Origin of the sequence: Devosia lacusdianchii, assembly GCF_022429625.1 — a bacterium.
Taxonomy (GTDB): domain Bacteria; phylum Pseudomonadota; class Alphaproteobacteria; order Rhizobiales; family Devosiaceae; genus Devosia; species Devosia lacusdianchii.
Genome location: NZ_CP092483.1, coordinates 2,606,270 through 2,632,462 on the forward strand (window position 1 = coordinate 2,606,270; position 26,193 = coordinate 2,632,462).

At 62.7% G+C, this 26,193-nt stretch carries 25 protein-coding genes; 17 read left to right on the forward strand and 8 right to left on the reverse strand.

Annotated elements, in window-relative coordinates; all coding sequences use genetic code 11:
* Nucleotides 1-10 precede the first annotated feature (10 nt).
* The 7 genes from MF606_RS12875 (at nt 11) to MF606_RS12905 (ending at nt 5,286) form a co-directional block, all read left to right on the forward strand.
* Nucleotides 11-442 carry a curlin gene (locus MF606_RS12875; protein ID WP_240229678.1) on the forward strand — a complete coding sequence of 144 codons (432 nt, stop codon included), beginning with the start codon at nt 11-13 and terminating at the stop codon, nt 440-442.
* An 86-nt stretch (nt 443-528) separates the two neighbouring features.
* Nucleotides 529-912, forward strand: a complete 384-nt coding sequence (gene csgH, locus MF606_RS12880) for a curli-like amyloid fiber formation chaperone CsgH (RefSeq protein ID WP_240229680.1) — start codon at nt 529-531, stop codon at nt 910-912.
* Nucleotides 913-1,221: 309 nt separating this feature from the next.
* On the forward strand, nt 1,222-1,641 hold the full coding sequence (locus tag MF606_RS12885) for a curlin (protein ID WP_240229682.1): 420 nt from the start codon (nt 1,222-1,224) through the stop codon (nt 1,639-1,641).
* A gap of 175 nt (nt 1,642-1,816) precedes the next feature.
* On the forward strand, nt 1,817-3,370 hold the full coding sequence (locus tag MF606_RS12890) for a sensor histidine kinase (RefSeq protein WP_240229683.1): 1,554 nt from the start codon (nt 1,817-1,819) through the stop codon (nt 3,368-3,370).
* Nucleotides 3,367-3,951 (forward strand): response regulator transcription factor, encoded by a 585-nt coding sequence (locus tag MF606_RS12895; protein WP_240229684.1) that lies wholly within the window; start codon nt 3,367-3,369, stop codon nt 3,949-3,951. Before MF606_RS12890 ends, MF606_RS12895 begins: the two co-directional genes overlap by 4 nt.
* Before the next feature lie 120 nt (nt 3,952-4,071).
* Nucleotides 4,072-4,560 carry a GlcG/HbpS family heme-binding protein gene (locus MF606_RS12900; RefSeq protein WP_240229686.1) on the forward strand — a complete coding sequence of 163 codons (489 nt, stop codon included), beginning with the start codon at nt 4,072-4,074 and terminating at the stop codon, nt 4,558-4,560.
* Between the two features lie 138 nt (nt 4,561-4,698).
* A complete protein-coding gene (locus MF606_RS12905) occupies nt 4,699-5,286 on the forward strand; it encodes an ankyrin repeat domain-containing protein (RefSeq protein WP_240233845.1) in 588 nt (195 codons plus the stop codon).
* A gap of 52 nt (nt 5,287-5,338) precedes the next feature.
* On the opposite strand, the gene dksA is transcribed toward MF606_RS12905, so the two are convergent.
* Together dksA and MF606_RS12915 are read right to left on the reverse strand one after the other, a co-directional pair.
* Nucleotides 5,339-5,758 carry an RNA polymerase-binding protein DksA gene (gene dksA, locus MF606_RS12910; RefSeq protein WP_236898844.1) on the reverse strand — a complete coding sequence of 140 codons (420 nt, stop codon included), beginning with the start codon at nt 5,756-5,758 and terminating at the stop codon, nt 5,339-5,341.
* Between the two features lie 152 nt (nt 5,759-5,910).
* Complete coding sequence (locus MF606_RS12915) at nt 5,911-6,330, reverse strand: flagellar assembly protein FliX (RefSeq protein ID WP_240229688.1); 420 nt, start codon at nt 6,328-6,330, stop codon at nt 5,911-5,913.
* Between the two features lie 247 nt (nt 6,331-6,577).
* Here MF606_RS12915 and MF606_RS12920 point away from each other — a divergent pair, with 247 nt between their 5' ends.
* From MF606_RS12920 to flaF, 8 genes are all read left to right on the forward strand, one after another.
* Nucleotides 6,578-7,702: a flagellar basal body P-ring protein FlgI gene (locus tag MF606_RS12920; RefSeq protein ID WP_420842208.1), complete on the forward strand. Its 1,125-nt coding sequence runs from the start codon at nt 6,578-6,580 to the stop codon at nt 7,700-7,702.
* A complete protein-coding gene (locus tag MF606_RS12925; RefSeq protein ID WP_240229690.1) occupies nt 7,702-8,028 on the forward strand; it encodes a rod-binding protein in 327 nt (108 codons plus the stop codon). Before MF606_RS12920 ends, MF606_RS12925 begins: the two co-directional genes overlap by 1 nt.
* Nucleotides 8,025-8,492, forward strand: a complete 468-nt coding sequence (locus MF606_RS12930) for a flagellar protein FlgN (protein ID WP_240229692.1) — start codon at nt 8,025-8,027, stop codon at nt 8,490-8,492. Before MF606_RS12925 ends, MF606_RS12930 begins: the two co-directional genes overlap by 4 nt.
* Nucleotides 8,493-8,594: 102 nt before the next feature.
* Nucleotides 8,595-8,942 carry a hypothetical protein gene (locus tag MF606_RS12935; RefSeq protein WP_240229694.1) on the forward strand — a complete coding sequence of 116 codons (348 nt, stop codon included), beginning with the start codon at nt 8,595-8,597 and terminating at the stop codon, nt 8,940-8,942.
* Between the two features lie 209 nt (nt 8,943-9,151).
* Nucleotides 9,152-10,585, forward strand: coding sequence for a flagellin N-terminal helical domain-containing protein (locus tag MF606_RS12940; RefSeq protein WP_240229695.1), 1,434 nt, complete (start codon nt 9,152-9,154; stop codon nt 10,583-10,585).
* Between the two features lie 257 nt (nt 10,586-10,842).
* Nucleotides 10,843-12,276 (forward strand): flagellin N-terminal helical domain-containing protein, encoded by a 1,434-nt coding sequence (locus MF606_RS12945; protein WP_240229696.1) that lies wholly within the window; start codon nt 10,843-10,845, stop codon nt 12,274-12,276.
* Nucleotides 12,277-12,384: 108 nt separating this feature from the next.
* A complete protein-coding gene (gene flbT / locus MF606_RS12950; protein WP_240229697.1) occupies nt 12,385-12,801 on the forward strand; it encodes a flagellar biosynthesis repressor FlbT in 417 nt (138 codons plus the stop codon).
* The gene (gene flaF / locus MF606_RS12955) at nt 12,761-13,126 is read left to right on the forward strand and encodes a flagellar biosynthesis regulator FlaF (RefSeq protein WP_240229699.1); all 366 of its coding nucleotides are present in this window, start codon (nt 12,761-12,763) and stop codon (nt 13,124-13,126) included. The genes flbT and flaF overlap by 41 nt, the downstream gene beginning before the upstream one ends.
* Before the next feature lie 66 nt (nt 13,127-13,192).
* Here the strand turns inward: flaF and MF606_RS12960 are convergent, their stop codons facing one another.
* From MF606_RS12960 to MF606_RS12970, 3 genes are all read right to left on the reverse strand, one after another.
* The gene (locus MF606_RS12960; protein WP_240229701.1) at nt 13,193-15,121 is read right to left on the reverse strand and encodes a hypothetical protein; all 1,929 of its coding nucleotides are present in this window, start codon (nt 15,119-15,121) and stop codon (nt 13,193-13,195) included.
* Between the two features lie 12 nt (nt 15,122-15,133).
* On the reverse strand, nt 15,134-16,996 hold the full coding sequence (gene flgK, locus MF606_RS12965) for a flagellar hook-associated protein FlgK (protein WP_240229702.1): 1,863 nt from the start codon (nt 16,994-16,996) through the stop codon (nt 15,134-15,136).
* 70 nt (nt 16,997-17,066) lie between these two features.
* Nucleotides 17,067-18,848 (reverse strand): flagellar hook protein FlgE, encoded by a 1,782-nt coding sequence (locus tag MF606_RS12970; protein WP_240229704.1) that lies wholly within the window; start codon nt 18,846-18,848, stop codon nt 17,067-17,069.
* A 226-nt stretch (nt 18,849-19,074) separates the two neighbouring features.
* Here MF606_RS12970 and MF606_RS12975 point away from each other — a divergent pair, with 226 nt between their 5' ends.
* Together MF606_RS12975 and MF606_RS12980 are read left to right on the forward strand one after the other, a co-directional pair.
* Nucleotides 19,075-19,941 carry an ATPase gene (locus MF606_RS12975; RefSeq protein WP_240229706.1) on the forward strand — a complete coding sequence of 289 codons (867 nt, stop codon included), beginning with the start codon at nt 19,075-19,077 and terminating at the stop codon, nt 19,939-19,941.
* 67 nt (nt 19,942-20,008) lie between these two features.
* A complete protein-coding gene (locus tag MF606_RS12980; protein WP_240229707.1) occupies nt 20,009-20,920 on the forward strand; it encodes a homoserine O-succinyltransferase in 912 nt (303 codons plus the stop codon).
* Between the two features lie 58 nt (nt 20,921-20,978).
* Here the strand turns inward: MF606_RS12980 and MF606_RS12985 are convergent, their stop codons facing one another.
* The 3 genes from MF606_RS12985 to MF606_RS12995 all read right to left on the reverse strand — a co-directional run bounded on the left by MF606_RS12985 (nt 20,979) and on the right by MF606_RS12995 (nt 26,182).
* Nucleotides 20,979-22,961 carry a PhoX family protein gene (locus MF606_RS12985; RefSeq protein ID WP_240229708.1) on the reverse strand — a complete coding sequence of 661 codons (1,983 nt, stop codon included), beginning with the start codon at nt 22,959-22,961 and terminating at the stop codon, nt 20,979-20,981.
* A 180-nt stretch (nt 22,962-23,141) separates the two neighbouring features.
* Complete coding sequence (locus MF606_RS12990) at nt 23,142-24,254, reverse strand: hypothetical protein (protein WP_240229709.1); 1,113 nt, start codon at nt 24,252-24,254, stop codon at nt 23,142-23,144.
* Nucleotides 24,251-26,182, reverse strand: a complete 1,932-nt coding sequence (locus tag MF606_RS12995; RefSeq protein WP_240229710.1) for a glycosyltransferase family 2 protein — start codon at nt 26,180-26,182, stop codon at nt 24,251-24,253. Before MF606_RS12995 ends, MF606_RS12990 begins: the two co-directional genes overlap by 4 nt.
* Nucleotides 26,183-26,193: the final 11 nt, after the last annotated feature.

The following is a 26,193-nucleotide window of genomic DNA, read 5'->3' on the forward strand; positions in this document are numbered from 1 at the left end:
GAGAGACCAAATGAAGCGCATCGTCATCACCACCGCCATCGCCGCCGTTCTCGCCATCACCGCAGCCCCTGCTTTCGCCGCTGGCATCTATGTCAACCAGTTCGGCTTCGGCAACCAGGTCGGCGGCCAGCAGGTCGGCTCGGGCAACACCATCGGCGTCGATCAGAACGGCGTCTGGAACGACACCATCGTCCAGCAGTTCGGCAACGGCAACACCGGCGCTGTCGGCCAGCACGGCTTCAACAACGGCGCTGACGTCTGGCAGCAGGGCAACGGCAACGCCGCCGGTGTCGGCCAGTTCGGTTCCAACCACAATGCAGTCCTGACCCAGGACGGTAACGGCAACGTCGCAGCCGGTGTCCAGGTCGGCAACAACTGCAATGCCAACGTGAACCAGGCCGGTTCGGGCAATGTCACTGCCTTCGTCCAGGCTTGCCCCTGAGCGGTTCTGACGTGAACTGCGGATGGCCGGAAGGGCACTCCCCTTCCGGCTCATCGCTCATAGATAGCCCACTCCAGGAGGACCAGATGACCACTACGACCCGTATCAGCACCATCGCCCTGCTCGGCTTCGGCCTTGCGGCAATCGCCGCCACGTCAAGCATTGCCAATGCCAGCACAACGGATGGCTGCGGCTTCGTCACCAGCACCCAGAACGGCATGCTCGTCATTGAAGGCGCGGTGCTCAGCCCCGTTGCACTCGACGGCTCCTACCAGTTCAGCATCCAGAGCTCGGGCGGCGGCGGCAGCAACAATATCAGCCAGGGCGGCTATTTTACCGCCGCGGCCAACCAGCAGACCGCGCTCGGCAAGGTGATGATCAATGCCGGCTCCAACTACAAGGTCGACTTCAAGGTCACCGCCAATGGCAAGACACTTGATTGCGACCAGGAGATTGCGAGCCTGCGTTGAAACCGAGAAACTCAAGCGGCTGAAGGGGCTCCAGGCGACTGGGGCCCCTTTTTCTTATTGCGCTGCTGCGCCACCGACCGTCACCACCCGGCTCGTCCGGGTGGTCCATTCTTTGCGCGGCCTGGATTGCCCGGACGAGCCGGGCAATGACGACGAAACGAGAATCCGGAACGCTGCAACAAATTTTCGTCAGTGAACGAATTCTGAATGCCCGGCTCCGGATCGGTTCAGTCACCCGCTCCTATTGTCAGGTCATCGGCTGGAACACCCCAGCAACTCAATGAACCAGAACCCAATAGGAGAGACGCCATGACCACCAAGTTCACCAAGACCTTCGTCGCCGCTTTCGCCGCCGCCGTCATCGGCGTCGCCAGCCTCGCCGCCCCCGCAATGGCCGCCGGCCAGGTTTCCGTCAGCTACACCCCGACCGACCCGGATGAAGCACAGGCCCTGGGCCTTGGCCTCGGCCTGTTCTCCCTGATGCAGGGCATGAATGCCACCGGCGCCAATGTCAGCCAGAACGGCAACGGCAACTCTGCCGGCGGCAGCCAGAATGGCTCGGGCAACAATGGCGTGATCTTCCAGGAAGGCAACGGCCACACCGGCACCGTCAATCAGAACGGCAACAACAACAGCTGCGGCCTGTTCCAGTTCGGCGAAAACACCAACGCCTCCTGCGACCAGAACGGCAACGGCCAGTCCAGCGTCACCGGCGTGTTCGGCTTCTAAGCTCATCCACCGCACAGAAGATACAGACGGGGCCATTGGCCCCGTTTCCGTTTTGGGCCCGCCTCGCCGGGTGCGCCGCGCTATGGTACACGGACCTAGTACTGAATAGAGCGACGCAATTGCCAACTAAAGGTTCCGCCCGTCACCCTCGGCTGCGCCATCCCGGAGCGCGGTCATGACCGCGGCTTTCACCAGATTTGGCCGGCCTGCGGTGGTGGCGATCTGGCTACTGGCCCTGCTGGCAATGGCCGGCGTGACGCTGCAAACCAGCCTGCGCACGCTTACGGCCGAGGTCGAGACCACCGGCGAAACGCTGCATCGGCTGATCTCCCAACGCGCCGCACAAAATGCCGCCCACATGACCAGCCTGATCGCCCTGGCATCGGCCAGCGAGCCATCACCACTCATCGCTTTCCGGCAGGTCGCGACCAGCATCGCCCAGTTCTACCCCCATATTTCGGCGGTCGTACTGGCCGACATCGCAACCGGGATGCCGTTGGCAAAGGTGCCCGATACGGCTGATGCCGCTGCCGTGGCGCCATTCGTCGCCAGCGTTGCCCAACAGCGCCAGGGCGAGTTGCGCAGCTATGTGGAACCAAGCGGACCGGACCGCTATTGGCTGGCCAAGCGAACACCGCGCGGTGACATGGGCCTGTTGGTCGAGATCGATCCCCGACTACTGCTTGAGGTTGCCGACCGCCCGGCCTGGGCCAGCCTGACGCTCTCGCTTTCCGGGCAGCCAATCCTGCAGCATGTCGCGGACGGCACGAGCGCACCCGATTGGTTGCCCCTCTTGAGCTTCAGCAAGACCGTCGAAGCCGACGGTCAGCCATTGATCCTGAGGGTGGAGCGCCGCCCGGCATTGGCCGAACTGCTGCCGCCCCTGCCGCTACTGGTATTCGCGGCCGCAACGCTTGCAGCGCTGCTGGCGCTGCATTTCGTTCTGGCCCAGATCGCCAGCACCCGCGCGGCGCAGGCTCTGGCTGGGGAGGCCGAGGAACGCGCCCTGCTGCGCGAGCGTGAAGTCCGACTGGCCCACGCTTCCCGGGTCAACAGCCTTGGGGAACTGGCCTCTGGCATTGTCCACGAATTGACCCAACCGTTGACGGCTCTGCTGAGCCAGAGCCAGGCCGCCTTGCGGCTGGCCGACAAAGCGGAAAACACCTCACAGATGACGCGCGCACTCGAGGCCAATGTGCGCGAGGCACGCCGCGCCGGCACCATTCTCGAGCGCATGCGGGCCTATGCGAGCAACAAGCCGCCTGCCCTGACGCCGGTCGATGCCAATGCGGTCGTCCGTGATATCGCTGAACTGCTCCGCGCCGATCTCCACAAACGCGGCATTCGCCTCAACCTCGAACTCCGCACCGAACCGGTGGTCATCCAGGCCGATCACATTGCTTTGCAACAGGTGCTCCACAACCTGATCAAGAACGCCGCCGAAGCCATTGCCGGAAGCGAGCATGCCGGTCCCATCATCACCTTGAAGACCGAAATGGACACGACAACGGGCACCATTACCGTGAACGACAACGGCCCAGGCCTCGACGAAGCCACGATGGCAAAGCTGTTCGAGCCGTTCTTCTCGACCAAACCCGACGGCATGGGATTGGGGCTTTCGATCTGCCGAACCCTGATGGAGCATATGGACGGCACGGTCACGATGCACAATCGACCCGAGGGCGGCGCGAGCTTTGCGGTGACGCTGCCGAGCGCGGTGACGCCGTGACCGCCGAACCTGTCTACCTTGTCGATGATGACGACGCCGTGCGGGAAGCCATTACGCTGCTGCTGTCGACCTATGGGCTGACCGTTGAGAGCTATGCCAGTGCGGTAACATTCCTGGCCCATCTCGATATCGAGCGGCCGGGCGTGCTGCTCGTGGACCTTCGCATGCCGGCGATCACCGGCCTGCAATTGCTTGATCGGCTGGCCGAACGCGGCGTGGATTGGCCGGTCGTGATGATGACAGGTCATGGTGACGTCAATGCCTGCCGCCGCGCCTTCAAGGCCGGAGTGGAGGACTTCCTGACCAAGCCGGTGGATGAGCAGGTGCTCGTGGACACCCTCCATGCCGGATTTGCGGCGCTCAACACCATCCGGGCCCGGCATGAAGCCCGGGCGCTGCTGGCAAGCCTAACCCCGCGGGAGCGGGAAGTGCTCGAAATGGCCACGCAGGGCTGGGCCAGCAAGGAGATTGCCACCGCGCTCGGCGTGTCCATCCGGACCATCGACGCCCATCGCGCCCACATTGCCGAGAAACTTGGCACCAGCTCGCTGGCCGAACAGGTTCGCCTGCTGCTGGCATAGGTAGCGCTACCGAGGCGCCCCGGTGGGTCTGCCAATTCAGCGCGATCATCGGGAATTCTAGATTGGGATTCAGGGAGCCACGAGGCTTCTGCGCATCCAGATCAATCCAAGGATACCCACATGACCAAGCGTCTGCTGATCGCTGCCACCACCGTCTTCGCCATGACCGCTGCCGCCTCGGCTGCCGTTCTCGAAGAAAAGAACATGAGCCTCGACATCGCCCTGGACATGGCCCAGGCGGCCGTGACCGCCTGCGCTGCCGACAACTACAATGTCGCGGCGGCCGTCGTCGATCGTGCCGGTATCGTGCGGGCGCTGCTGCGCGCCGACAATGCCGGCCCGCACACCGCTAATGCCGCGACCGCTAAGGCCTACACCTCGGCCTCTTCGCGCCAGCCCACCAGCGCCATGGCCGAAACCGTGCAGAACAACCCTGCCGCAGCCCAGCTCGTTGGCATTGAAGGTTTCCTCGTGCTGGCCGGCGGCGTGCCAGTAAAAGTGGGCGACGCGACCATCGGCGCCATCGGCGTCGGCGGCGCACCCGGCGGCCACCTTGACGAAGCCTGCGCCCTCGCTGCCATTGAAACCGTCCAGGACCGCCTCAACTAACCCAGGCCAGCTCTCGCTCCCGGGGACATCTCCCGGGGGTATCGCAAACGGAGCCCGATCATGCTCACTTACCGCCTTCCGCTGATCGCCATCATCCTGACGGCATTGGCGCTATTTGCAGGAACCGCGAACGCAGACATGGACAGCCGCAATCTGCTCGCCGCCGCCCGGGCGGGCGACACCAAAGCCATCGCCGCGCTCATCGAGGACGGCGCAGATATCGAAGCGCGCGACGACCACGGGGCCACGCCCCTGCTTGTTGCCACCCACGAAAACCAGGTCGAGGCGGCCCGACTGCTGATCGACGCCGGCGCGGACGTCAATGCCAAGGATGCGATCAATGACAGCCCCTACCTCTATGCCGGTGCCCGCGGGCACCTCGAGATCTTGCGCATGACGCTTGAGCATGGGGCCGACCTGCAAAGCACCAACCGCTTCGGCGGCACGGCGCTCATTCCTGCAGCCGAGCGCGGACATGTCGAAACCGTCCGCACCCTCATCGCGGCTGGCGTGGATGTCGATCACGTCAATGATCTGGGCTGGACCGCCCTGCTGGAGGCCATCATCCTCGGCGATGGCGGCGACGCGCATATCCAGATCGTGCAACTGCTGGTCGATGCCGGTGCGACGATCGACCTGGCCGACAATCAGGGCGTCACGCCATTGCAGCACGCCCAGGAGCGCGGTTTCTCCGCTATCGTCGCCATTTTGCAGGCCCGGCAATAGGCCGAAACGACAAGGCCCGCATCGCTGCGGGCCTTTCAAGTTCTGCTCCGGGCTATTCGTCCCGATAGACCTTCTCCCGGCGCTCATGCATTTCCTGGGCTTCCAGGCTCAGCGTGGCGATCGGGCGAGCGTCGAGGCGCGCGATACCGATCGGATCACCGGTTTCTTCGCAATAGCCATAGGTCCCATCGTCGATACGCTTGAGCGCGGCGTCGATCTTGGAGATCAGCTTGCGCTGACGATCGCGCGTCCGCAGTTCCAGCGAACGATCGCTCTCCGAGCTGGCGCGGTCGGCCATATCGGGATGGTTCTGGCTTTCTTCCTGAAGGTTTTCGAGGGTTTCGCGGCTTTCGCGGAGGATATCATCCTTCCACGCATTCAGCTTGGCCCGAAAATACTCCCGCTGGCGCGGGTTCATGAACGGCTCGTTGTCAGTGGGCCGGTATTCAATCACTTCTGCAACCGAAGACATCAGCAGACTCAACTCCAATGCGCCCCTAAGGCGGCCTATATATGCGCGTGCGCACCCCCCGGCAAGCGCGCAAAGTGGGGGTGCTTAACACGTGAAAGCCCCAGCGCGTCAGGCGCATAGCGCATTATCGACAACATTTTGATGAATAGAGCTCAGCCGGGCGGAAAGCGCCCGAACTTGGCCAGCTCGACGCGCACCCGCAGATCGATCTCGTCGAGCACCGCATCGAGACCCGGCAACGAGCGTTCCCGCATCTCTCCGAGCATGCCGCTGAGCTGGTCCAGCCGGTCGAGACTGACGCGCCCGACCAGCAAATCAGCCTTGATCTCGTCCAGCGTGTCGAGCAGTGACTGACCGCGCCGCACGGCCTTCTTCTTGCCCTCGAGGGGACCACCGACGGCCTGCAGCGCCAGGATGGCATCGATACCCGCCGTCGCCGCTACCGGCGCGGTGCCCGCAGCCCGTGCCGGTGCATCGGCTCCTGCCGGCACGAAATCGACACCGGAACCGGTCCGCCCAGCGGAACCGCTTCTGCCGACATTGGATGTCCGGTTGGTGTTTTCGATGCGCACGGGAAGACTCAAATCAACTTGATGCCTGACCGGCAAAATCTGCCGCCAGGCGTTAACAGGACCTTAACGTACCCGGCAAGAATTGCTCGGCCAGCCCGAGACGGCCGCGCCCCACCGAAGCGTCACCGAGAAATCCGGTGCATCCACAATGACTTACGATCAATCTTTCTGACTGGCACGGTTTTCGCAATATAGCCGGTGAATGTCGCGCCATGGGGATGGCGTGACCCGAATACGGGGACGACCGATGACCAGACCATGGATGCAAAGGCTGATTGCAGGCGTATTGAGCACCGCCATAGTGCTCATGCCTATGAGCGACGCCTTCGCGGCGGCCGCCCGCATCAAAGACATTGTCGACTTCGAGGGTATTCGCGAGAACCAACTCGTCGGCTACGGCCTGGTCGTCGGCCTCAACGGCACCGGCGACAGCCTCAACAATTCCCCTTTCACCAAGCAGTCGCTGCAATCCATGCTCGAACGGCTCGGCGTCAACACCGCCGGCGAGAACGTCCGCACGGCCAATGTCGCGGCAGTCATGGTCACCGCGAACCTGCCGCCGTTCGGCACGCAGGGTTCGCGCATGGATGTTTCGGTGGCCGCCCTCGGCGATGCCGACAGCCTGCAAGGCGGCACTTTGCTGGTGACGCCTTTGCTCGGTGCTGACGGCGAGGTCTATGCCATTGCGCAGGGCCCCGTCGCGATCAACGGCTTCAAGGCCGAGGGCGACGCCGCCACCATTATTTCCGGCGTTCCGACAACCGGGCGCATCTCCTCCGGCGCGCTGATCGAACGCGAGATCGAGTTCCACCTGGGCTCACAGACCTCCCTTCGCCTGGCGCTGCGCAATCCGGACCTGACCACGGCCCGCCGCATCGCCCTGGCCGTCAACGACTTCATCGGCGCGCCAACAGCCACGCCCGAAGATCCGGCAACCGTGCGCGTAAGCCTGCCACAGGGCTTCAACGGCAATATCGTCGACCTGCTGACCGATATCGAGCAGCTGATGGTCGAGACCGACCAGCCGGCCAAGATCGTTATCGACGAGAATTCCGGCATCATCGTCATGGGCAAGGATGTGCGCGTATCCAGCGTGGCGGTCGCCCAGTCCAACCTCACCGTGACCATTGCCGAAGACCCGACCATCGTGCAGCCGGCGCCGCTAAGCCTCGGCCAGACTGCGGTCGAACAAAATACCACCCTTAACGCCAATCTATCAGAGACCGCCCTCGCCGTGGTCCACGAGTCGGTGACGCTGCAGGAACTGGTGGATGGCCTCAACGCCCTCGGCATCTCGCCGCGCGACCTGATCGCCATCCTCCAGGCCATCAAGGCCACCGGCGCCCTGCAGGCCGAAATCGAGGTGCTATGATGATCGACGCGCTCAAGTCGCCCACAACCAGCCTCACCCCCAGCCAGATCGCCCGGGTCCGCCAGCAGGCCGAGGAATTCGAGGGCGTGTTCCTCAACACGCTGACCAAGCAACTGTTCTCGAGCCTCAAGACCGACGAGAGCGCCATGGGTGGCGGTTTCGGCGAGGAGACCTGGCGTTCCATGCAGGCCGAACAGCTTGCCGGAACCATGGCCCAGAATGGCGGCCTGGGTATCGCCGATCAATTGCTGCCCGACCTGCTGGCCTTGCAGGAAGCGGCCAACAACCAGAACACCATCATGCCGACCATGGGAGCCTATGAATGACCGCAGCCGCCCGCCTCGCCGCACTCGACAGCTTGCCCGCCAACGAGCTGTGCCAGATGGCCGAGATCGCGCTTGCCGCCCTCGTCGACGTCATGAACCAGGAAACCACCCTGCTCCGCGCCGGTCACCTGCGCCAGGCCAGCACCCTGACTCCCGACAAAACGCGCCTCGCGCAGGACTATGTGGGCTTCGCCCGCTCGGTTCAGCGCCAGCGCGACCGGCTCAAGGCCCAGGCCCCCGACGCCGTGGCGCGGCTACAACTCGGCCACGAACGCCTGGCGACGCAGATGGCCGAGAACCTGCGTGTCCTTGCCACTTCGCGCACGGTGACCGAAGATCTGCTCACAGATGTCGCCAAGGTCGTCGGCCAGCAAAACAAGGCAAAGACCTATGGTCGTGCTGGCAGTGTCGAAGCAGACCCCGCCGCATCAGCCCGCGGAATTGCAGTAAACCGGGCCCTCTGACCAACAACCAATTTGAATCAATTGGTCTCTATTGCGGTAATCTGACGAACATCCCTGCTTCGTACGCTGCCTGCTGGCATACGTGGATGCAAGGATAGCGTCATGATCTCCGCAATCACGCCCGAGCCAGCCATTTCGGGCACGACCAATCTCAGCGACTACCGCCATCGCCCAGCCATGGGCGAGCGCAGCATGCTGCCCGACAGCGCGCCGACGGCTCCGAAGAATCCGAGCGCCAGCGACAACGGCCGCTTCCCACGGGAAGAGCGTAAGCCAAGCCAACAGCAGGCAGCTCCGCCGCAGAAGGACTCGTCCTCGATCTTCGTGGCGGCGATGATCGCCGGGGCATTGTCGCCCACGCCCAAGAGCATGGAAGAACTGGTGCGCCGCATCGGCAATAGCCCGATCCCCGCCGAGTCCGAGGCCCGCCTCAAGGACCTGATAGCCTAGTTAACGCAATGTGACGGACCCGTGACAGACCTCTACGCGAAGCCCCGGTTTTCCGGGGCTTTTTGCGTCCGGACTAGCAATCGTCGAGTAGAATTTGCCTAAATATTCATCGTCCGCTTAACGCTTCTTTATGAGCTGCCGGACGAAAGTCGCCGGGCCTCAGGAAGAGGCGTCGTAGTTTGCGTAATCCTAGAAAAGGAAAGTCTTAAATGGCTGATATCTCGCTTTCGAAAGCCGTCCGGTCCAATCTGCTGTCTCTGCAGGGCACGGCCTCGATGATGTCGAAGACCCAGGAACGCCTTGCCACCGGCAATAAGGTCAACTCGGCTCTCGACAACCCCACCAATTTCTTTACCGCTCAGTCCCTCAACAGCCGTTCGAACGACCTGAACTCGCTGATGGACGGCATGGCCAACGGCATCCAGACCCTGGAAGCTGCCGATAACGGCCTCTCCTCGATCACCAAGACCGTTGAATCGATGCAGTCCTCGCTCCGCCAGGCGCGCCAGGACAAGTCCTTCAAGGGCGTCTCGTTTGAACTCGACGGCGCAACTGCCAACACGGCCGGCGCTGTGGTCATCGGCGGCACGGCCGGTACCGTCGCAACGGGCGGCACCAGCATCAGCACCGTCAAGGGCAGCGTTACGCTTGCTGCCGACTACGGTGCAACGGCGATCACCGCCAACCCGGTGACCGTGCAGGTCGGCTCTCAAACCGCCGAAAGCGTCACCCTGGCAGCCACCGACACCATCGATGACGCCATTGGCAAGATCAACGCCAACGCAAACCTGAAGGCCCAGGGCCTGACGGCATCGAAGGATTCTGCCGGCACCAAGGTCGTGCTCACCACGGCCAATGGCGAAGCAGTAACCTTGGGCGGCGCCAACGCCACCGGCCTCGGCGCCACCGGCGCACAGACCATGACCGCGACGGCAAAGTCGGTCGACGAGATCGTGACTGCCGTCAACGCGAACGCTGCCCTCAAGACCAGTGTCCGTGCATCCAACGACAACGGCAAGGTCCGCATCGAGAACCTGCTGACCTCGGCTGACGTCAAGGTTGGCGGCCTCAACGGCGGCAAGATCACCACCGGCGCTGCCGCTACCGGTACCTCCGATGTTGGCAAGAACACCGTCCGCGGCGACCTGATCAAGCAGTTCAACGACCTGCGCCAGCAGCTCGATCGTACTGCCGAAGACGCCTCGTTCAACGGTATCAACCTGCTCCGTGGCGACGCTCTCAAGCTGACCTTCAACGAAACCGGTTCGTCCTCGCTGACGATCCAGTCCAAGGGTGGCAGCGCGATCAACTCGACCAACCTCGGCATCGACGTTCAGGATCTGACCACGGCCGATACCGACGCATCGCTGGATGCCGTCCTGTCCAAGCTGGGTGACGCTCTTGGCACGCTGCGCTCGCAGTCGTCGTCCTTCGGTTCCAACCTCTCGCAGGTCCAGAACCGCCAGGACTTCACCAAGTCGATGATCAACACGCTGCAGACCGGCGCCGGCAACCTGACCCTTGCCGACATGAACGAAGAAGCCGCCAACCTGCTGGCTCTCCAGACCCGCCAGTCGCTGTCGCAGTCCTCGCTCTCGCTCGCCAGCCAGGCCGATCAGTCGGTCCTCCAGCTGATCCGTTAATCGGATCGAGCGTCAAGAATCGGAAAGGCGGGCTTCGGCCCGCCTTTTTTGTTTGGGCGAAAGCCAGAGGCCGCGCGAGGCGGCCCTACCCTCCGATCAAAACTGCATGCGCGGGCTAACTTCAGCGGCTGCCCGGTATGGTTAGCGCCGTCTAAAAATTCATGGTTAACGGGGCATTAGGAATCGTTGAGCTAAAAAGGGGCAACCTCAAGAAGAGGAAATGAGCCGACTGTCGGCGCCGTAGTGAAGGAAGCACAATGTCCGATATCTCCCTTTCGAAAGCCGTTCGGTCGAACCTGCTTTCGCTGCAGAACACCGCATCCATGATGTCCAAGACGCAAGAGAAGCTTGCGACGGGCAACAAGGTCAACTCGGCGCTCGACAACCCCACCAATTTCTTTACCGCCGCTTCGCTCAATAGCCGCGCCAACGACTTGAACGCGCTGATGGACGGCATGGCCAACGGCATCCAGACCCTGGAAGCTGCCGATAACGGCCTCTCCTCGATCACCAAGACCGTTGAATCGATGCAGTCCTCGCTCCGCCAGGCGCGCCAGGACAAGTCCTTCAAGGGCGTCTCGTTTGAACTCGACGGCGCAACTGCCAACACGGCCGGCGCTGTGGTCATCGGCGGTACTGCCGGTACCGTCGCAACGGGCGGCACCAGCATCAGCACCGTCAAGGGCAGCGTTACGCTTGCTGCCAACTACGGTGCAACGGCGATCACTGCCAACCCGGTGACTGTGCAGGTCGGTTCTCAAACCGCCGAAAGCATCACCCTGGCAGCCACCGACACCATCGATGACGCCATCGGCAAGATCAACGCCAATGCAAACCTGAAGGCCCAGGGCCTGACGGCATCGAAGGATTCTGCCGGCACCAAGGTCGTGCTCACCACGGCCAATGGCGAAGCAGTAACCCTGGGCGGCGCCAACGCCACCGGCCTCGGCGCCACCGGCGCGCAGACCATGACCATGGCGGCCAAGTCGGTTGATGAGATCGTCACCTCGATCAATTCGAACGCTGCCCTCAAGACCAGCGCCCGCGCCTCCAACGACAACGGCAAGGTTCGCATCGAGAACCTGCTGACCTCGGCTGACGTCAAGATTGGCGGCCTCAACGGCGGCAAGATCACCACCGGCGCTGCCGCTACCGGCACCTCCGATGTTGGCAAGAACACCGTCCGTGGCGACCTGATCAAGCAGTTCAACGACCTGCGCCAGCAGCTCGATCGCACAGCCGAAGACGCCTCGTTCAACGGTATCAACCTGCTCCGTGGCGACGCGCTCAAGCTGACCTTCAACGAGTCCGGCTCGTCCTCGCTGACCATCCAGACCAAGGACGGTAACGGCATCAGCTCCACCAACCTTGGCATTGACGTCCAGAACCTCACCGTCGCGGACGATGATGCCTCGCTGGACGCGGTCCTGTCCAAGCTCGGCGACGCCCTTGGCAAGCTGCGTTCGCAGTCGTCGTCCTTCGGTTCCAACCTCTCGCAGGTACAGAACCGTCAGGACTTCACCAAGGAAATGATCAACACTCTGCAGACCGGCGCCGGCAACCTGACCCTTGCCGACATGAACGAGGAAGCGGCCAACCTGCTGGCTCTCCAGACCCGCCAGTCGCTGTCGCAGTCCTCGCTCTCGCTCGCCAGCCAGGCCGATCAGAGCGTGCTGCAGCTGCTCCAGTAAGAACTGGCGACAAAAACCAATCAAAGGGCGGGCCCATGAGGCCCGCCTTAATTGTTTTGGGGATATGGCCGCGCTAGAGATGATACAGTTTGCGTTTGGAGTCGAACGATGGCGCTCAAGGTTGAATTGAAGCCTGGCGAGAAGCTGCTGGTGGGCAATTGCATCATCACCAATTCCGACCAGCGCACGCGCCTGTTCATCGATGGCCATGCGCCCATTCTGCGCGAGAAGGACATCCTCACGGCCGACACGGCCGATACGCCAGCCAAGCGCATCTACCTGGCGGTGCAGCTGATGTACATCGAGGACGACATCGCCACGATGCGGGACGAGTACTTCGCGCTCGTCAATGACTTTGTCACCGCAGCTCCCTCAGCAACGGAGATAGTTAACCAAATCAACAACGAGATATTAACCGGCGCCCTGTACAAATCTTTGAAGGCCGCACACAGGCTGATCGAGTTCGAACAGGAACTGCTTTCCCATGCATCAACAGGGCGCCCAGGCCTACCAACAGACCGCTAAGATCGTTGAATCCCCTCGTGAGCGCGAATCCGCGCTGTTGATGAAGGCGGCCGCCAGCCTTCAGAAAATCAAGGACGAGTGGCCCGATAGCTATGACAGCCTGAAGCCCGCCCTTGTATTCAACCGCAAGCTGTGGACCATCTTCATGGCTTCGGTGACCAAGGAAGACAATCCTCTCCCTGCCGACGTGCGCCAGAACATCGCTAATATCGGCCTGTTCATCATGAACCAGACGCGCGAAATGCTGCTGCAGCCGCAGCCGCAAAAGCTTGATGTGCTGGTACGGCTCAATCGCCAGCTCGCCGCAGGCCTGCGCGGCAACTAACCTTCGCCAAGCGAACAAAAACCCCCGCATCGCTGCGGGGGTTTTGCTTTGTGCTTCTCTGAACCGTTAGATGAAGTTGACCAGGCTCAGCTTGCTGACCATGGAAGTCACCTGGTAGCTGGCCTGCAAGCGGGTCTGCAGCGCCAGGATTTCCATGGCGACATCTTCCTTGTTCACCGTCTCGACATCGCTGAGCAGGTTTTCAAGCTGCGCCTTGTAGTCGGTGTGCCGCTTGGTGGCATTCTCGAGTGCGCTGCGGGCAACACCCAGTTCCATGGTGATGATCTCGATCGAGCCGCGCTCGGAATTGTGCGCCTCCGACATTTCCGACTGCTGCCGGATGGCCATGGCGTCGAAGCGTCCCCTGGCGCTCGGATCGCTATCCGGATAGGTCTCGACCGACATGGAAGCCATGGTGCGCATCAGGCGCAGATAGCCCGATTCATTGGCCTCCATGCCGTAATTGGCCTTGGTGGCGTCGTCGATCTGGGCGGTGACGCTCTGGCGCGGATTGCCCTCGGCCTCAGTGGCCGCAGTGGTCACCGAGAGCTTGAGCGCCGATGAGAAATTGGCCGCCGTTTCATTTGGATCATTGGTCGGGCTGACGCTGAACTGGCCGGGGCCAGCTTTGCCGACGACCGCGGTCAGTTCGACCGTCCGCGTGGTGCCATCGGGCTGCTGCAGCGTCAGCGACACACGGTCGCCCGCCGCAGCACCAGCGCCGAAGGTCACGCCCATATTTGCCGGGTTGCCGCCAGTATAGGTGGCCACCGTGCCGCCGGGAACCGCCGAGGTCGAGGTAGCGCCAGTGATCTGGAAGCCGTGGGCTGCCGAACTCGGGCTGCGCTCCGTGAGGCTTACACTGCTGCCGCTAGCCGAAATGTCGAGCCGACCCAGGCCGGTGGCGGAGATCGCGGGTGACTGGCCCTTGTACCACATCACCGTGTCCGCCTCGGTGGCGACGCGCAGCGACGTCGCCGTCGCCGGGTTTCCCTGCACGCGCAGCACGGGTTCGCCGGCCGCGTTGAAGAAATTCTGTGAAGCCGCGAAGGTAGAAGCCCCGGCCAGCGTCGTCGACCCGACCTCGACCAGCTTGGTATCGAGCGCCGTCTTGAAATTGGCGGCCGTGGCCTCGGCATCGGTGCCGATCACGAATTCATTCGGCGAGGGTGGCGTACTGGCGGTTGTCACGGCCTTCATGGTGATCTGGGTTTCCGTGCCGTCGGGCAGCGTGAAGCCCATCGAGATGGTGTGCCCAGCCTGGATCTGGGCAGCCGGCAGCGGTGCGAAGGTCACGCCGACCTGGTCGCCGAGCGGCAATGTGCCGGGCGTCGGCTGGGTAACGGTAACCGCCCCGCTGGTGCTCGACACCGTCGAAACCTTCATGCCGAACGGATGCACGCCGTCCTCTGCCAGGGTCACTGTCGTCGTGCCGGCAGTGTGGGTGGACGCGAGGCGCCCGCGCCCGTCGATGCCAGCATCGGCAGACTTGCGCTCGGTCACAACGGCCTTGAAGCCTGCCTTGCCGGTCTCGCCATTGAGCAGGATATCGGTATCCGGCAGCGGCTTGGTATCGGTATTGGCGCCGCCAAACAGATAGCGACCCGCGACATCCGAGTTGAGCAGCGTTACCAGCTCGTCGAACCGCGCCTTGGAGAGATCCGGCAAGGTCGCCATGTTGATATTGTTGGTGCCGTACTGCCCCTGCACGGCAGAATTGCGCGCTTCGCTTTCGATCTTGTCGAACCGCGCCATGGTCTTGTCGAGGAAGCTGAGGCGCAGGTTGACCGTGTCGATATTGGCCGAAAAACCCTCGATCTTGGCGAGGCGCGAACGGACCGACAGCGACATGGGTAAATCCTTGCCCATCTCCGCCAGGGTCGATGCCTTCATGCCGGTGCCAAGCTGCATCTGCAGGTCCGCGAACCGATCCTGCATCTTGGAGATGACGCCAAACCCGGTCTGGAGCGGGAACATCGACTTGTTGACGATCATTTACCCAACTCCTCAGGTCGTCTGGAACAGGGCATCGAGCAGTTCCTTGACCACCGACACCACGCGCGCATTGGCGGCATAGGCGTTCTGCAACTCCATCAGCCGCGCCATCTCTTCGTCGACATTGACGCCGTACTCGCTCTCCATCTGATCGACGACCGTGTCGAGTGTGAGCTGGCGGTCGTCGGCCTTGGTCAGCGCCGCATTGATGGACGCCCCCTGGAAGCCGATAACCTGGGAGATCACTTCGCTCAGATTGCCGCTCAACTGGAAGCGCGTTGGGCTGGTCTTGGGGTCGCCGCCGGACACGAACTTCATCGAATCGAGCTGCGCGAGCACGTATTTGGCCCGGTCGGCGTCACCGAGCGTGCCACCGACCTCGTCCTGCACCATCAGCCGGTTGTCGGCCAGGATGGCAGTGTTGATGCTGATGCGGGAGGCAAAGCCCAGCTTCTGCGGCGGATCGGAGTCGAGATTGCCGGTGTAGCCCTTGTTGCCGCTATCGACGAACAGCGACATCGCCAGACCGTCGCCTTGCAGGGCCGTGGATGTGGCGCGCTTGGTCAGCGCCGTGACAGAATTGGCGCCGCTGGCGGTGAATTCGAGCGCCCCGCCATTGTTGGTCACGCTGACCGGAAGGACACCCTCCGTCGACGTCGGCGTATTGAACACCGCCTGCAATTGCGCGGCGGCGGCGCTGGCGCGATCGGCGTCGGTCGCGCCGTTGTTCATGTTGATGCCGATGACGCGGGCGCCGGTGGCATCGCGATAGTCGACGCCCGTCTGGGTTGTGTTGACGATCTTGATGGTCTGGTCGACGCCGCCGACCTTGACCGTCATGGTCATCGAATTGCCCGGCTGCATGCCGCTGATTGGCGTCGACAGGCCGCCCGGGATCGTTGTGCCATTGGTCGTTTTGGTCGAGAACGCCTGCGCCAGCCCGGCCGCAATCTCGTCGAGCTGCGCCTGGGCTTCCACCAGCGTCTTGTCTCGCAGAGTAACGAGGCCCGCCAGCTCTCCCCCCTGCAGCACGCCCTGCTGCACCAGATCCAGCGTCAGGCCGGATGGAGTGGTCAAGGTAAGCTTGCCGGCGCGCGTCAGCGCCGGGTCGGCGTTGAACTCGGAGGTTGCATCGAGGTTGCCGGCGCTCTCGAAGGCGAAGGTGGAAACGCCATTGTCCAGAATGCCCACGCCCGAGCGCGTCATCAGCGCCACGGTGCCGTTGGAACGGTAGTCGGCCTGCACGTCGATCTTTTCGGCGATCAGCGATACGAGGCGATCGCGCTGGTCCAGCAGTGCAGCCCGGGCCGTGTCGGTCATGCCCAGGTCGAGCATGCGGGCGTTCACTTCGGAGAGCGAACTCATCATGCCATTGAGTTCGTGCACGCTGGTGGCGATCTGCCCTTCCGTCTCCTGCCGCATCTCCTGGATATTGCGCGACAGGCGGTTCAGTGTCTCAGCCATGTTCTGCGCAGCGGCCACGGCCTGCGAGCGGGCGGTGTAATCGTCCGGGCTGGTCGAAATGCCCTGCAGCGCGTTCTTCAGGTTGCTGTAGAGCTTGTCGATGGAGCCGGCCGAGCCAGGCTTGCCCAGAAATCCCTGCAGGCGATCGAGATAGTTCGCCTGCACGCCGGAATTGGCCGTGTCGGACACCTGGCGGGTGTAATAGCTCTGAAGGCTTGCGTTGAACGCCCGCGTCGCGCCGGCCGTGCGGGCATAGCTGGACGACTGGCTATTGTAGTCGACCACATTCAACGACTGCCGGTGGTAACCGGGCGTACCGGAATTGGCGACGTTGCGGCTCAGGATGTCGATGCCGTCCTGGTTGGTCCGCAACCCAGAAACGGCGTTGGTGAGCGATGTGGTCAGACCCATTTCTTGGGCTCCTCACAAGGGGACTGGGGCCGAGGCAGTTGCTCCGACCCCGAACTCGTCTTGCCCGGCCCTAGCGGACCATGTTGAGAGCTTCCTGCAGCATCTCGTCGGCGGTGCTGACGATGCGCGTGCCGGCCGCATAGGCCTGCTGCGTCACGATCAGCTTGGTGAATTCATCCGAGATGTCGGTGTTGGAGGCTTCGAGTGACCCGCCGAGGACGCCGCTACCCGAAAGATCGAGGATTGCTTCGCCCGACTCCGAGGTGGAGGAGAATACACCGCCATCGAGGCGCTTGAGCTGGTTGGTGGCATTGAACTGCGCCGTCACCACCTGGGCCATGTCGATGCGCTCGCCGTTGGAATAGGTGGCGACCACACGGCCATTGTCATTGATGGCTACAGAGACGAACTCACCGGCGCCATAACCATTCTGGTTGAGCGTCGAGACGTTAGCGGTGCCGTTGACGTCAGCGAACTGGGAGAGGCCGTTGGTGTCGTAGCGCAGCTCGACATCCCCCACGGCAATACCGTTGACGTTGAGGCCGGTCAGGGGCGTCACGCCGGTGCTGGGCGAGATCAGCGAACCGTTGGCGGCGAACTGGAAGGACTCGTTGACGCGGGTCCACTGCGTATCGGTGCCAACAGCGTTGCTGTTGGACATGTAATAGAGGTGCCAGGTATCAGCGCCTGGAGGCGTGCTGGTCGCGCTATCGACCTTGGCCCAGCGCATCTGCACGTTGGCCGGCGCACCGTTAGCGGCATAGACGGTGATGGCGCCGCCAGAGATCGAGTTCGACAGGAACTGCGTGTTCTGGTTGGCCGAAATGGTCGGCACCGGCGTGCCCTGGGGCACCGAGCTGATGGGAGCGGTGTTGGTGAAGGCGACGGCAGTCGAGGTCGCACTGTCATTACCCGAAACGGCCAGAGAGACGCCGGAATTTGCAGGCATCTCGACGCGCAGCATGCCTCCGACAAGGCCTACGGTTGAACCGCTGCCATTGGCCCGGCCTTGCATGTGCGTCTGGATCGCCGCCAGCACTTCCGGCACGGTATCCGTGGCCGCCGCACTGATGTCGATGTACATGTTCGACGAGTTGTTCGGCGGGATCGTGCCGCCGTTGCGGAAGTTGTAGGTGAATGGGTTGCCGCCAATGGAAATGGTGAGCGAGTCTCCATCCAAAGCACCGACCGGGTTGCCAACGGCGGGGTATTCCACGTTTGACACCGAGTTCGCCGGCGTAAACGTGCTCGGCAGGTAATCACCAGCACGCAGCAGTTCGCTATTGGGAATGGAGGCCTTGTAGGCGCTCGGCTTCGGCAATTGCGGCAGGTTGGCCTGGTAGTTGATGCGGTTGGTCTGGCGCGCCGGCAGGAAGGCGTTGGAGAGCTGGATCACTTCGGGGACCGAGCCGGAGATATTGCCCGTGCCAGAATCGATCGGCAGGCCCTTGAGGTAGTAGCCGGCGCCATTGACCAGCATACCTTCCTTGTCGATCTCGAAGTCGCCACGACGGGTGTAGAAATTGGTGCCGGCAAACACCGAATTACCGTCCGACTGACCGACTTTGGGCTCCACGACGAAGAAGCCGTTGGAGTTGAGGGCGATGAAGGTCTCGTTCGACACCGTCTTGATGTCGCCCTGGATTTCGTTGGTGCCGCGCGACTGGGCAAGCACGGCGCCGGGAACCTGGCGGCGGATCGGCGCATCCGGGATCAGATCGAGGAAGTCGGTCTCGATCCGCTTGTAACCCGTGGTCTGCGAGTTCGCGATATTGCCCGAGATGTTTTCCAGCGAGTGAGCCTGGGCCCTGAGACCGGTGACCGCACTGGAAAGAGCGCCATAAATGCCCATCAGATACTCCGTAAACCCTATGCGTCGTCCGACGCGTTTCGGGAGTATCAATGCAAGCACGGTGCCAACTTAGTGCACCGTTGATTTTGCTACCCTTTTTCTTGCCAGCCAGGCCAAATGTGGCGACATCCCGGCAATTGAGTCCGAGCCATCGGCAGAAATTGCCGCCCGCTTGTGAAGGGACGGCGCTTGCATTAATGGGAAGGGCCAGAAGACGGGGCGTTTTATGCTGTTCGAGTCCGCCGATGAGTTCGTGAAATCGCCGCGCCGCGCGGTGACCGTATTCGGCATGGCCGGCGTCGGTAAGACGCGCCTCAGCGCGATGTTGCGCGCCTCGAACTGGTTTCACTATTCGGCCGACTATCGCATTGGCACGCGCTACATGGGCGAGGCCATCGTCGACAATTTCAAGCGTGAGGCGATGAAGGTGCCGTTCCTGGCCGAGCTGCTGCGCTCGGACTCGATCTACATCTCGTCCAACCTGACCTTCGACAATCTTGATCCGCTGTCGACCTATCTCGGCACGCCAGGCAACCCCGACAAGGGCGGCCTGCCACTGGGCGAATACCAACGCCGGCAGGAACAGCATCGGGTTGCCGAAGTCGCCGCGCTTCAGGATGTGCCCCACTTCATCGAGCGGGCCAAGGCGCTATATGGCTACGACGATTTCATCACCGACACTGGCGGCTCACTGATCGAGGTCATCGATCCGACTAACCCGGCCGATCCGGTGATCGAGACGCTCGCGAGCGCCACCGCCCTGCTCTACATACGCGGCACCGGCAAGGACGCCGCCGAACTGGTGAAGCGCTTCAAGAAGAGCCCGAAGCCGCTCTATTACCGGCCCGAATTCCTGGTGGAAAAGTGGGCCGAGTACAAGCTGATCCAGGGCATTGTCGACGATTACGACGTTGACCCCAGCGGCTTTGGCCTGTGGAGCTTCGAAGCCCTGCTACAGGACCGCCTGCCGCGTTACCAGACGCTGGCCGATAATTTCGGTTACACCGTCGAGGCCTCGGATCTGGCGATGGTGCGCGATGGCGATGAGTTCGTCGACCTCATGGCTGCGGCAATCGAAAAGCGAATGCGTTAGCGCGTTCTCCCAATGGAGACGCGCCAGCCTGAATCGCTTTCCGATCATTCTCGCTCAAGAGGCTGATATGCCTATACGAATTCCCGACAACCTGCCTGCCCGCAAGACCCTCGAAGACGAGGGCGTCTATGTGATGGATTCTACGCGCGCCGCGCGCCAGGACATCCGCCCGCTGTCCATTGGACTGCTCAACCTGATGCCCAACAAGGAGCGCACCGAGACCCAGTTCACCCGCCTGATCGGCTCGACGCCGCTGCAGGTTGAACTGACGCTGGTGCGGGTCACCGACCACCAATCCAAGAACACCTCGGAAGACTACCTCAAGACCTTCTACAAGACCTGGGAGGACGTGCGGGAGCACAAGTTCGACGGGTTCATCGTTACCGGTGCGCCCATCGCCAACATCCCGTTCGAGGAAGTGCGCTACTGGCCGGAAATGCTCGAAATCATGGATTGGACGCAGACCAACGTGCACCACACCATGTTCATCTGCTGGGGCGCCCAGGCCGCTTTGCACCATTTCCACGGCGCCAAGCGCTACCGCATGGCCGAAAAGGCTTTCGGCGTGTTCCGCCATCAGGTAGTGAACCCGCGCTCGCCCTACCTGCGCGGATTTTCAGACAGCCCGATGATCCCGGTGTCGCGTTACAACGACATCGACCGAACGACGCTCGGCGCTGACCTCGAGGTCTTGATCGACAATGCGGATATCGGCGTCTCCATGCTCGGCGACGCCAAGCATCGCGCCGTGCACTTCCTCAACCACCTGGAATACGACAATCGTTCGCTGGCCGACGAGTATGAGCGGGACGTGAAGGCCGGCCTGGGCACGCCGCCGCCGGCCAATCTGTTCCCCAATGGCGATACGACTGCAACGCCGGAAAACCGCTGGCGCAGCCATGCTCATCTGCTCTTCCAGAACTGGATCAATGAGATCTACCAGACGACGCCGTATGACATGGCGGAGATTGGGAAGTAGGCAGCGACAATTGATGTAGAATCGGGGCGCGGATTAGACCGCGCCCCGAGTACTTTCATTACACCGCGATCTTGCCGCCACCCTGCTTGGTGATCACCACCACGGACGGACGCACCGGCAAGGCATCGTCGAAATCGGGCCAGCGAGTCGAGAGGTCCTCGTAGTAGGACACGCGGCCGAAGCCTTCCCAGTCGTCACCGCCATCGCCCGGATGCTGCACGGCAACGAAGGCCGTCTCGTCATCGGGGGTGAAGAGCGGGCCGCACATTTCGGCGCCAACCGGCACGCGGAAGAAGAGCTTTGACGTAGCGCGGGCATCGCCCTCGGTATCCACGGCCCACAGACCATCCGTACGGCCGGTGCCCGAGGGGCTGTTGCCGTCGGTCGAAACCCACAGGCGGCCAAGCGAGTCGACGGCGCAGTTGTCGGGCATGCCGAACCAGCCGTTGGCACTGGTGTCAGTCGAGAAGGTCGCGCCGACTTCGGCGATCGAGGGATCGCCGCACTTGAGCAGCACTTCCCAGGTGCCGGTGGTGGCGGCGAAATCGCCATCGGCTTCCGCGATCTCGATGATGTGGCCGAAGGCGTTCTCGGCGCGGGGGTTGGCCGCGTCTTCCTGGCCTGCTTCGCGACGGGTGTTGTTGGTCAGCATGACGTAGACCTTGCCGTTGACACCGTTGGGCTGGATGTCTTCGGGGCGGTCCATCTTGGTCGCGCCGAGCAGGTCGGCGGCAAGGCGGGTGGCGATTACCACATCGGCCTGGCTGGCAAAGCCATTTGCCTCGGTGAGCGGGCCCTGGCCCTGCACCAGCGGCATCCATTCGATGGTGCCATCTTCGGCGAACTTGGCCACGTAGAGCGTGCCGTCATCGAGCAGGTCCATGTTGGCGGCACGGTCATCGGGGTTGAACTTGCCCGCCGTGACGAACTTGTAGACGTAGTCGAAGCGCTCGTCGTCGCCGAGATAGAACACCACGCGGCCGTCCTTGCTGACGATCGACTCGGCGCCCTCATGCTTGAAGCGACCCAGCGCGGTCCGCTTCTTGGGAACCGAGGTCGGGTCCATCACGTCGACCTCGACGATGTAGCCGAAGCGGTTGGGTTCGTTCGGCTCCTTGGAGATATCGAACCGGTCGTAGAAGTTGGACCACTCGTAGGAGCCTTCCGGAATGCCCAGACGATCGTAGTTCGCCGCTTCCGGGTGATCAGCCGGCAGCTCGCCGCCGAAGTAGCCGTGGATATTCTCCTCGGCCATCACATAGGTGCCCCAGGGCGTCACGCCGCCGGCGCAGTTGTTGACAGTGCCGAACACCTTCTTGCCGGTGGGATCGGCAACCGTCTGCAGGCGGGCATGGCCGGCTGCAGGGCCGGTGATTTCCATTTCCGTTTCGACGGTGATGCGGCGATTGAGGGCGCCGTCCTTGACCACGGTCCACTTGCCGTCGGTCTTCTTGATCTCGACGATGGTGCCGCCGTGGGCCGCCAGCTCGATATCCACCTGCTCCTTGGTGAGCGGGTTGAGGGTCATCTCGCCCTCGGCCAGCGTCACGATGCCGGGAAACATCAGGTGCGGATTGGTGTATTCGTGGTTGACCACCAGCAGGCCATGCTCGGAGGAATCCTCGAACGGGATATAGCCGACATAGTCGTTGTTATAGCCGAACTGGCGCGCCTGGGCGGCAGCTGTCTGCTTGGTCGGATCGAACTCGGGTGCATCGGGGAACAGGCCATCGCCCCAGCGCAGCAGGATATCGGCGTCATAGCCTTCGGCGACGTGGTGCGTCTCGTCGATGCCGGCCTCGACCTCGGTGAAGGAGAAGGCGGAAGTGCCGGCCGCCTTGGCTTCGCGAGCGGTCAAAATGGCGAGCGGGCTGACCGTCGCGGCAATGGCCGAAACCGCCAGCGAACCCTGCAGAAAGCCGCGACGCGAGAAGCGCGCGCTGATCAATTCACCCATCGTCGGGTTGGCCGTCATGTTGCGCGGCGGAGCATCGGCCGCTTCGAGTTGGGACGTCTTGAAGATCGGGGTCTGGTCGCTCATCAGGGAAGCTCCTCAACAGCTTTGAACGGCGTGAAATTTCGAACCATTCCAATCTGTGGGCAGAGCTTCGACAGCCACGCGACACTTGCATGACGTTTGGATGACAGAACTGAGCGAGCACGCGCGAGCCGTCGCGGGGGCTCGGAAAAGCCCGGCCTGCGGCGGCTAGATGGCCGACAATCAGATGTGGAAACTAAAGAGGCGCATGGGCAGCAGACCGCTCAACCATGCGGCATCGGCCCAGGATCGGGCCAGCATCCAGCTCCCCAGCGAACTCAGCAGCAGCAGGGCCAGCACCAGCCAGCGCATCCATGGCCGAATGCGCGTCGTACCAAGCCAGCCAATCACCGTCGCCATCATCACGGCCGCTGGCGCCCACACGGCCAGCCCCCAATCGAACAGGCTATTGCCGACCGCCACGTAGAGCGGCAGGGCTACCGCCAGCAGGCTGGTGAATATCTTGCGGCGGCGATCCGGGACCACGAGATGCAGCAGTAGTGCGGCGGCCACAGGGGCTGTCACGGCGAGCAGGATCAGCCCCGGTAGCAACGGTCCCCGCGACGGCGTGAACACATCTCGGAACGGCGCCGCCAGGGTATCGACGCCAATGCTGGCGCGCGCGGCCATCGCCCACACACCGGCAATGATGATGACCGCGGGAACCGCTGCGACCAGCAGCATGGCGGCAAACACCTGGGGCTTCTGCCGCGCCTCTGCCTCGCGCAAGGGCACGGCCAGCACCAGCAGCGGAATGAGCGCCGCCAGGATCGGTCCCGCCAGCAGTAGCAAGGTCAGGGTCAGGCCATAGTTGATGATCGACTGCACGTCGCCCACCGCCTCCAGCCGCCGAACGGCGGGGATCAGCGCCCCGGCGGCGATGACCAGCAGGAATTCCGCACTGGTTGTCGTCACGGAATAAAGCATCAAGCCATGCGACGCGATAAGCGCCAGCGCCGCCAGCGCCTGCCAGGCGGGCCAATCGCTCACCCGAAGAAAGCGGTACGTTAGCACTGCCCCGACGCTAGCGAGGAACACGTAGATCAGCAGCAACGCGGTGGCGCTATCGAGACCAGGCACCGGCCAGCTGGCCACCCAGACGGCCACAACACGGAACAGGCTCCCCTGCTCCCATCCGGGCAGCGAAGCACTACCAGCAAGCGTCTGCGGGTACACGCCATTACCAGCCAGATTGCCACCAACCACCAGCAGCAGGATCGCGACCAGCAGCCCGGCAGGCATTGTCCAGTCCCGTGCGGGTCGCCGCACGATCATCGGCACGGCTGTCGCGCTCATGCCGCGTTCTCCGCCTTGACCTCGGCCAGGTTGGCCTGGGTGATCGCGGAGGTGCCGTGCTCGGTTTTCTCCCAATAGTGGGGATTGCTGATGAGTTGCTTGAGCGCCTTGTACCCGGCGATGGAATGCAGCACCCAGTAGAACGGCAGGGTTACGCCCACCAGGACGAGGTCGAAATAGCGCCGCTTGAGCGCAGCCACAACGCCGAAATAGATCAGGAACAGGTTGCCAACGACGAGATTGAACACCGCCATAGTGCCGAACGGCTCGGGAAACAGCCAGCCGAAGGACTGGGTATTGGTGACCAGCACGGCCAGCGTCATCGCCCACAGGATCGGATTGAGCAACACGGTGAAAGCCGGCGCGCCGATGAAGAAATGAAAGGCGAAAAAGCCAACCGGACCGATGGATCTGTAGAGCTGCACCGGGTGCCGCATATGCACCAGCCAGGTCTGCATGTAACCCTTGATCCAACGGCTGCGCTGCTTGATCCAGCTCGGCAGCACGCCATTGGCCTCTTCATAGGTCGTCGAGTTGATGACACCGACCGTGTACCCCTCCTGCGCCAGCCGGACGCCGAGATCGGCATCCTCGGTAACGTTGTAGGGATCCCAGCCGTTGACGTGACGCAGGGCCGCCAGTTTGAAGTGGTTCGACGTACCGCCGAGCGGGATCGGCACCTTGAGCCGGTCGAGCCCAGGCAGCATGAAATCGAACCACTGTGAATATTCGAGCGTGAACATCTTGGTGAGCCAGTTCTCACCGCGATTGAAATAGTTGAGCCGCCCCTGCACGCAGGCAAGGTTTGGCCCGGCGGTGCGGAACGCCAGCACGGCCTTCTTGAGCTGGTCGGGCTCAGGCTGATCCTCGGCATCGTAGATGGTCAGGAATTCGCCCCGGCAGAATTGCAGCGCATAGTTGCAGGCCTTTGGCTTGGTCTTGGGCTGGCTGGCCGGCACCCGGATGATCTCGAAATTGCCCGGCAGATTGAGGGCCTTGGCGGCATCAATGGTCTCGTCGTCATCCTCTTCGAGCACCAGCTTCACTTCGACCTTCGACGCCGGATAGTCGAGGCCCTTGAGCGCCTTGGCCAGCAGCGGCAGCACCCGCGCCTCGCGATACATCGGCACCAGCACCGTGTAGACCGGCAAGTCGCGGTCCACGAGGCTCGCGACGGCCTCGTCCGACACCATGATATCGGCACGCCGGCTGGACCCGACCCAGGTCAGCAGGAACTTGAAGGCGAAGGTGAGCGTGTAAAGCACTGTCGCTGCTGACATGAGGACGACCAAGGTCGCCATCGGCGCGACGACCAGCGCCAGAACCACGAGGGCGAAGCAGACCAGGATGGTGGTCTTCTGCGACTTGGTGACGGTGAACTTGGCCGAATGCTCGGGTTTCCACTCGTATAGACCTTCCCGCGCGGTGTGGCTGTCGCGATCGCGGAACATCGACTGCGTCTGCCACAGGATGTCGTAGGGCGAGGTGATGACGAAGCCATAGGCCTTGCCGTATCGATCCTCAGCCCACTCGATATTGGTCTCGGAAACACTGGTCGCAGCGATCAGCATCTTGCCGTCCACCAGCTGCCAGGGTGTCAGATTATGGGCGGTGTAGTCGGCCCGATCGTCCGGGTCGACCAGGAGTGGATCGCTCGGCTGCTCGCGGAGATTGACGAAGGGCAGGCCGTAGACCGCAGCAAGGGCCTGATAATACTGCATGCGCCGCACATAGCCCTGTGCAATCAGGACGTGCGACAGCTCATGGCCCCACTCCGCACTGGCGCGCGTCGCAGCAGCGAGATTGACCAGCGTCAGGTGACCCTCGGCGACCAGCAGGTTGGCAACTGCCAGATGCAGAGCGTCCCCTTTTGGCAGTGCCTGCGGGTCAGGTACCGGCAGGTCCAGGGGGCGTATGGTATTCAACATACCGCATGCTA

Coding starts and splice junctions, on each gene's coding strand:
- MF606_RS12990 (WP_240229709.1), bottom strand. CDS start 24,254: ATGAGCGCGACAGCCGTGCCGATGATCGTGCGGCGACCCGCACGGGAC.
- MF606_RS12940 (WP_240229695.1), top strand. CDS start 9,152: ATGGCTGATATCTCGCTTTCGAAAGCCGTCCGGTCCAATCTGCTGTCT.
- MF606_RS12975 (WP_240229706.1), top strand. CDS start 19,075: ATGCTGTTCGAGTCCGCCGATGAGTTCGTGAAATCGCCGCGCCGCGCG.
- MF606_RS12885 (WP_240229682.1), top strand. CDS start 1,222: ATGACCACCAAGTTCACCAAGACCTTCGTCGCCGCTTTCGCCGCCGCC.
- MF606_RS12960 (WP_240229701.1), bottom strand. CDS start 15,121: ATGATCGTCAACAAGTCGATGTTCCCGCTCCAGACCGGGTTTGGCGTC.
- MF606_RS12935 (WP_240229694.1), top strand. CDS start 8,595: ATGATCTCCGCAATCACGCCCGAGCCAGCCATTTCGGGCACGACCAAT.
- flbT (WP_240229697.1), top strand. CDS start 12,385: ATGGCGCTCAAGGTTGAATTGAAGCCTGGCGAGAAGCTGCTGGTGGGC.
- MF606_RS12930 (WP_240229692.1), top strand. CDS start 8,025: ATGACCGCAGCCGCCCGCCTCGCCGCACTCGACAGCTTGCCCGCCAAC.
- dksA (WP_236898844.1), bottom strand. CDS start 5,758: ATGTCTTCGGTTGCAGAAGTGATTGAATACCGGCCCACTGACAACGAG.
- MF606_RS12945 (WP_240229696.1), top strand. CDS start 10,843: ATGTCCGATATCTCCCTTTCGAAAGCCGTTCGGTCGAACCTGCTTTCG.
- MF606_RS12970 (WP_240229704.1), bottom strand. CDS start 18,848: ATGGGCATTTATGGCGCTCTTTCCAGTGCGGTCACCGGTCTCAGGGCC.
- flgK (WP_240229702.1), bottom strand. CDS start 16,996: ATGGGTCTGACCACATCGCTCACCAACGCCGTTTCTGGGTTGCGGACC.
- MF606_RS12890 (WP_240229683.1), top strand. CDS start 1,817: ATGACCGCGGCTTTCACCAGATTTGGCCGGCCTGCGGTGGTGGCGATC.
- MF606_RS12875 (WP_240229678.1), top strand. CDS start 11: ATGAAGCGCATCGTCATCACCACCGCCATCGCCGCCGTTCTCGCCATC.
- MF606_RS12925 (WP_240229690.1), top strand. CDS start 7,702: ATGATCGACGCGCTCAAGTCGCCCACAACCAGCCTCACCCCCAGCCAG.
- MF606_RS12905 (WP_240233845.1), top strand. CDS start 4,699: ATGGACAGCCGCAATCTGCTCGCCGCCGCCCGGGCGGGCGACACCAAA.
- MF606_RS12985 (WP_240229708.1), bottom strand. CDS start 22,961: ATGAGCGACCAGACCCCGATCTTCAAGACGTCCCAACTCGAAGCGGCC.
- MF606_RS12995 (WP_240229710.1), bottom strand. CDS start 26,182: ATGTTGAATACCATACGCCCCCTGGACCTGCCGGTACCTGACCCGCAG.
- MF606_RS12900 (WP_240229686.1), top strand. CDS start 4,072: ATGACCAAGCGTCTGCTGATCGCTGCCACCACCGTCTTCGCCATGACC.
- csgH (WP_240229680.1), top strand. CDS start 529: ATGACCACTACGACCCGTATCAGCACCATCGCCCTGCTCGGCTTCGGC.
- flaF (WP_240229699.1), top strand. CDS start 12,761: ATGCATCAACAGGGCGCCCAGGCCTACCAACAGACCGCTAAGATCGTT.
- MF606_RS12920 (WP_420842208.1), top strand. CDS start 6,578: ATGACCAGACCATGGATGCAAAGGCTGATTGCAGGCGTATTGAGCACC.
- MF606_RS12980 (WP_240229707.1), top strand. CDS start 20,009: ATGCCTATACGAATTCCCGACAACCTGCCTGCCCGCAAGACCCTCGAA.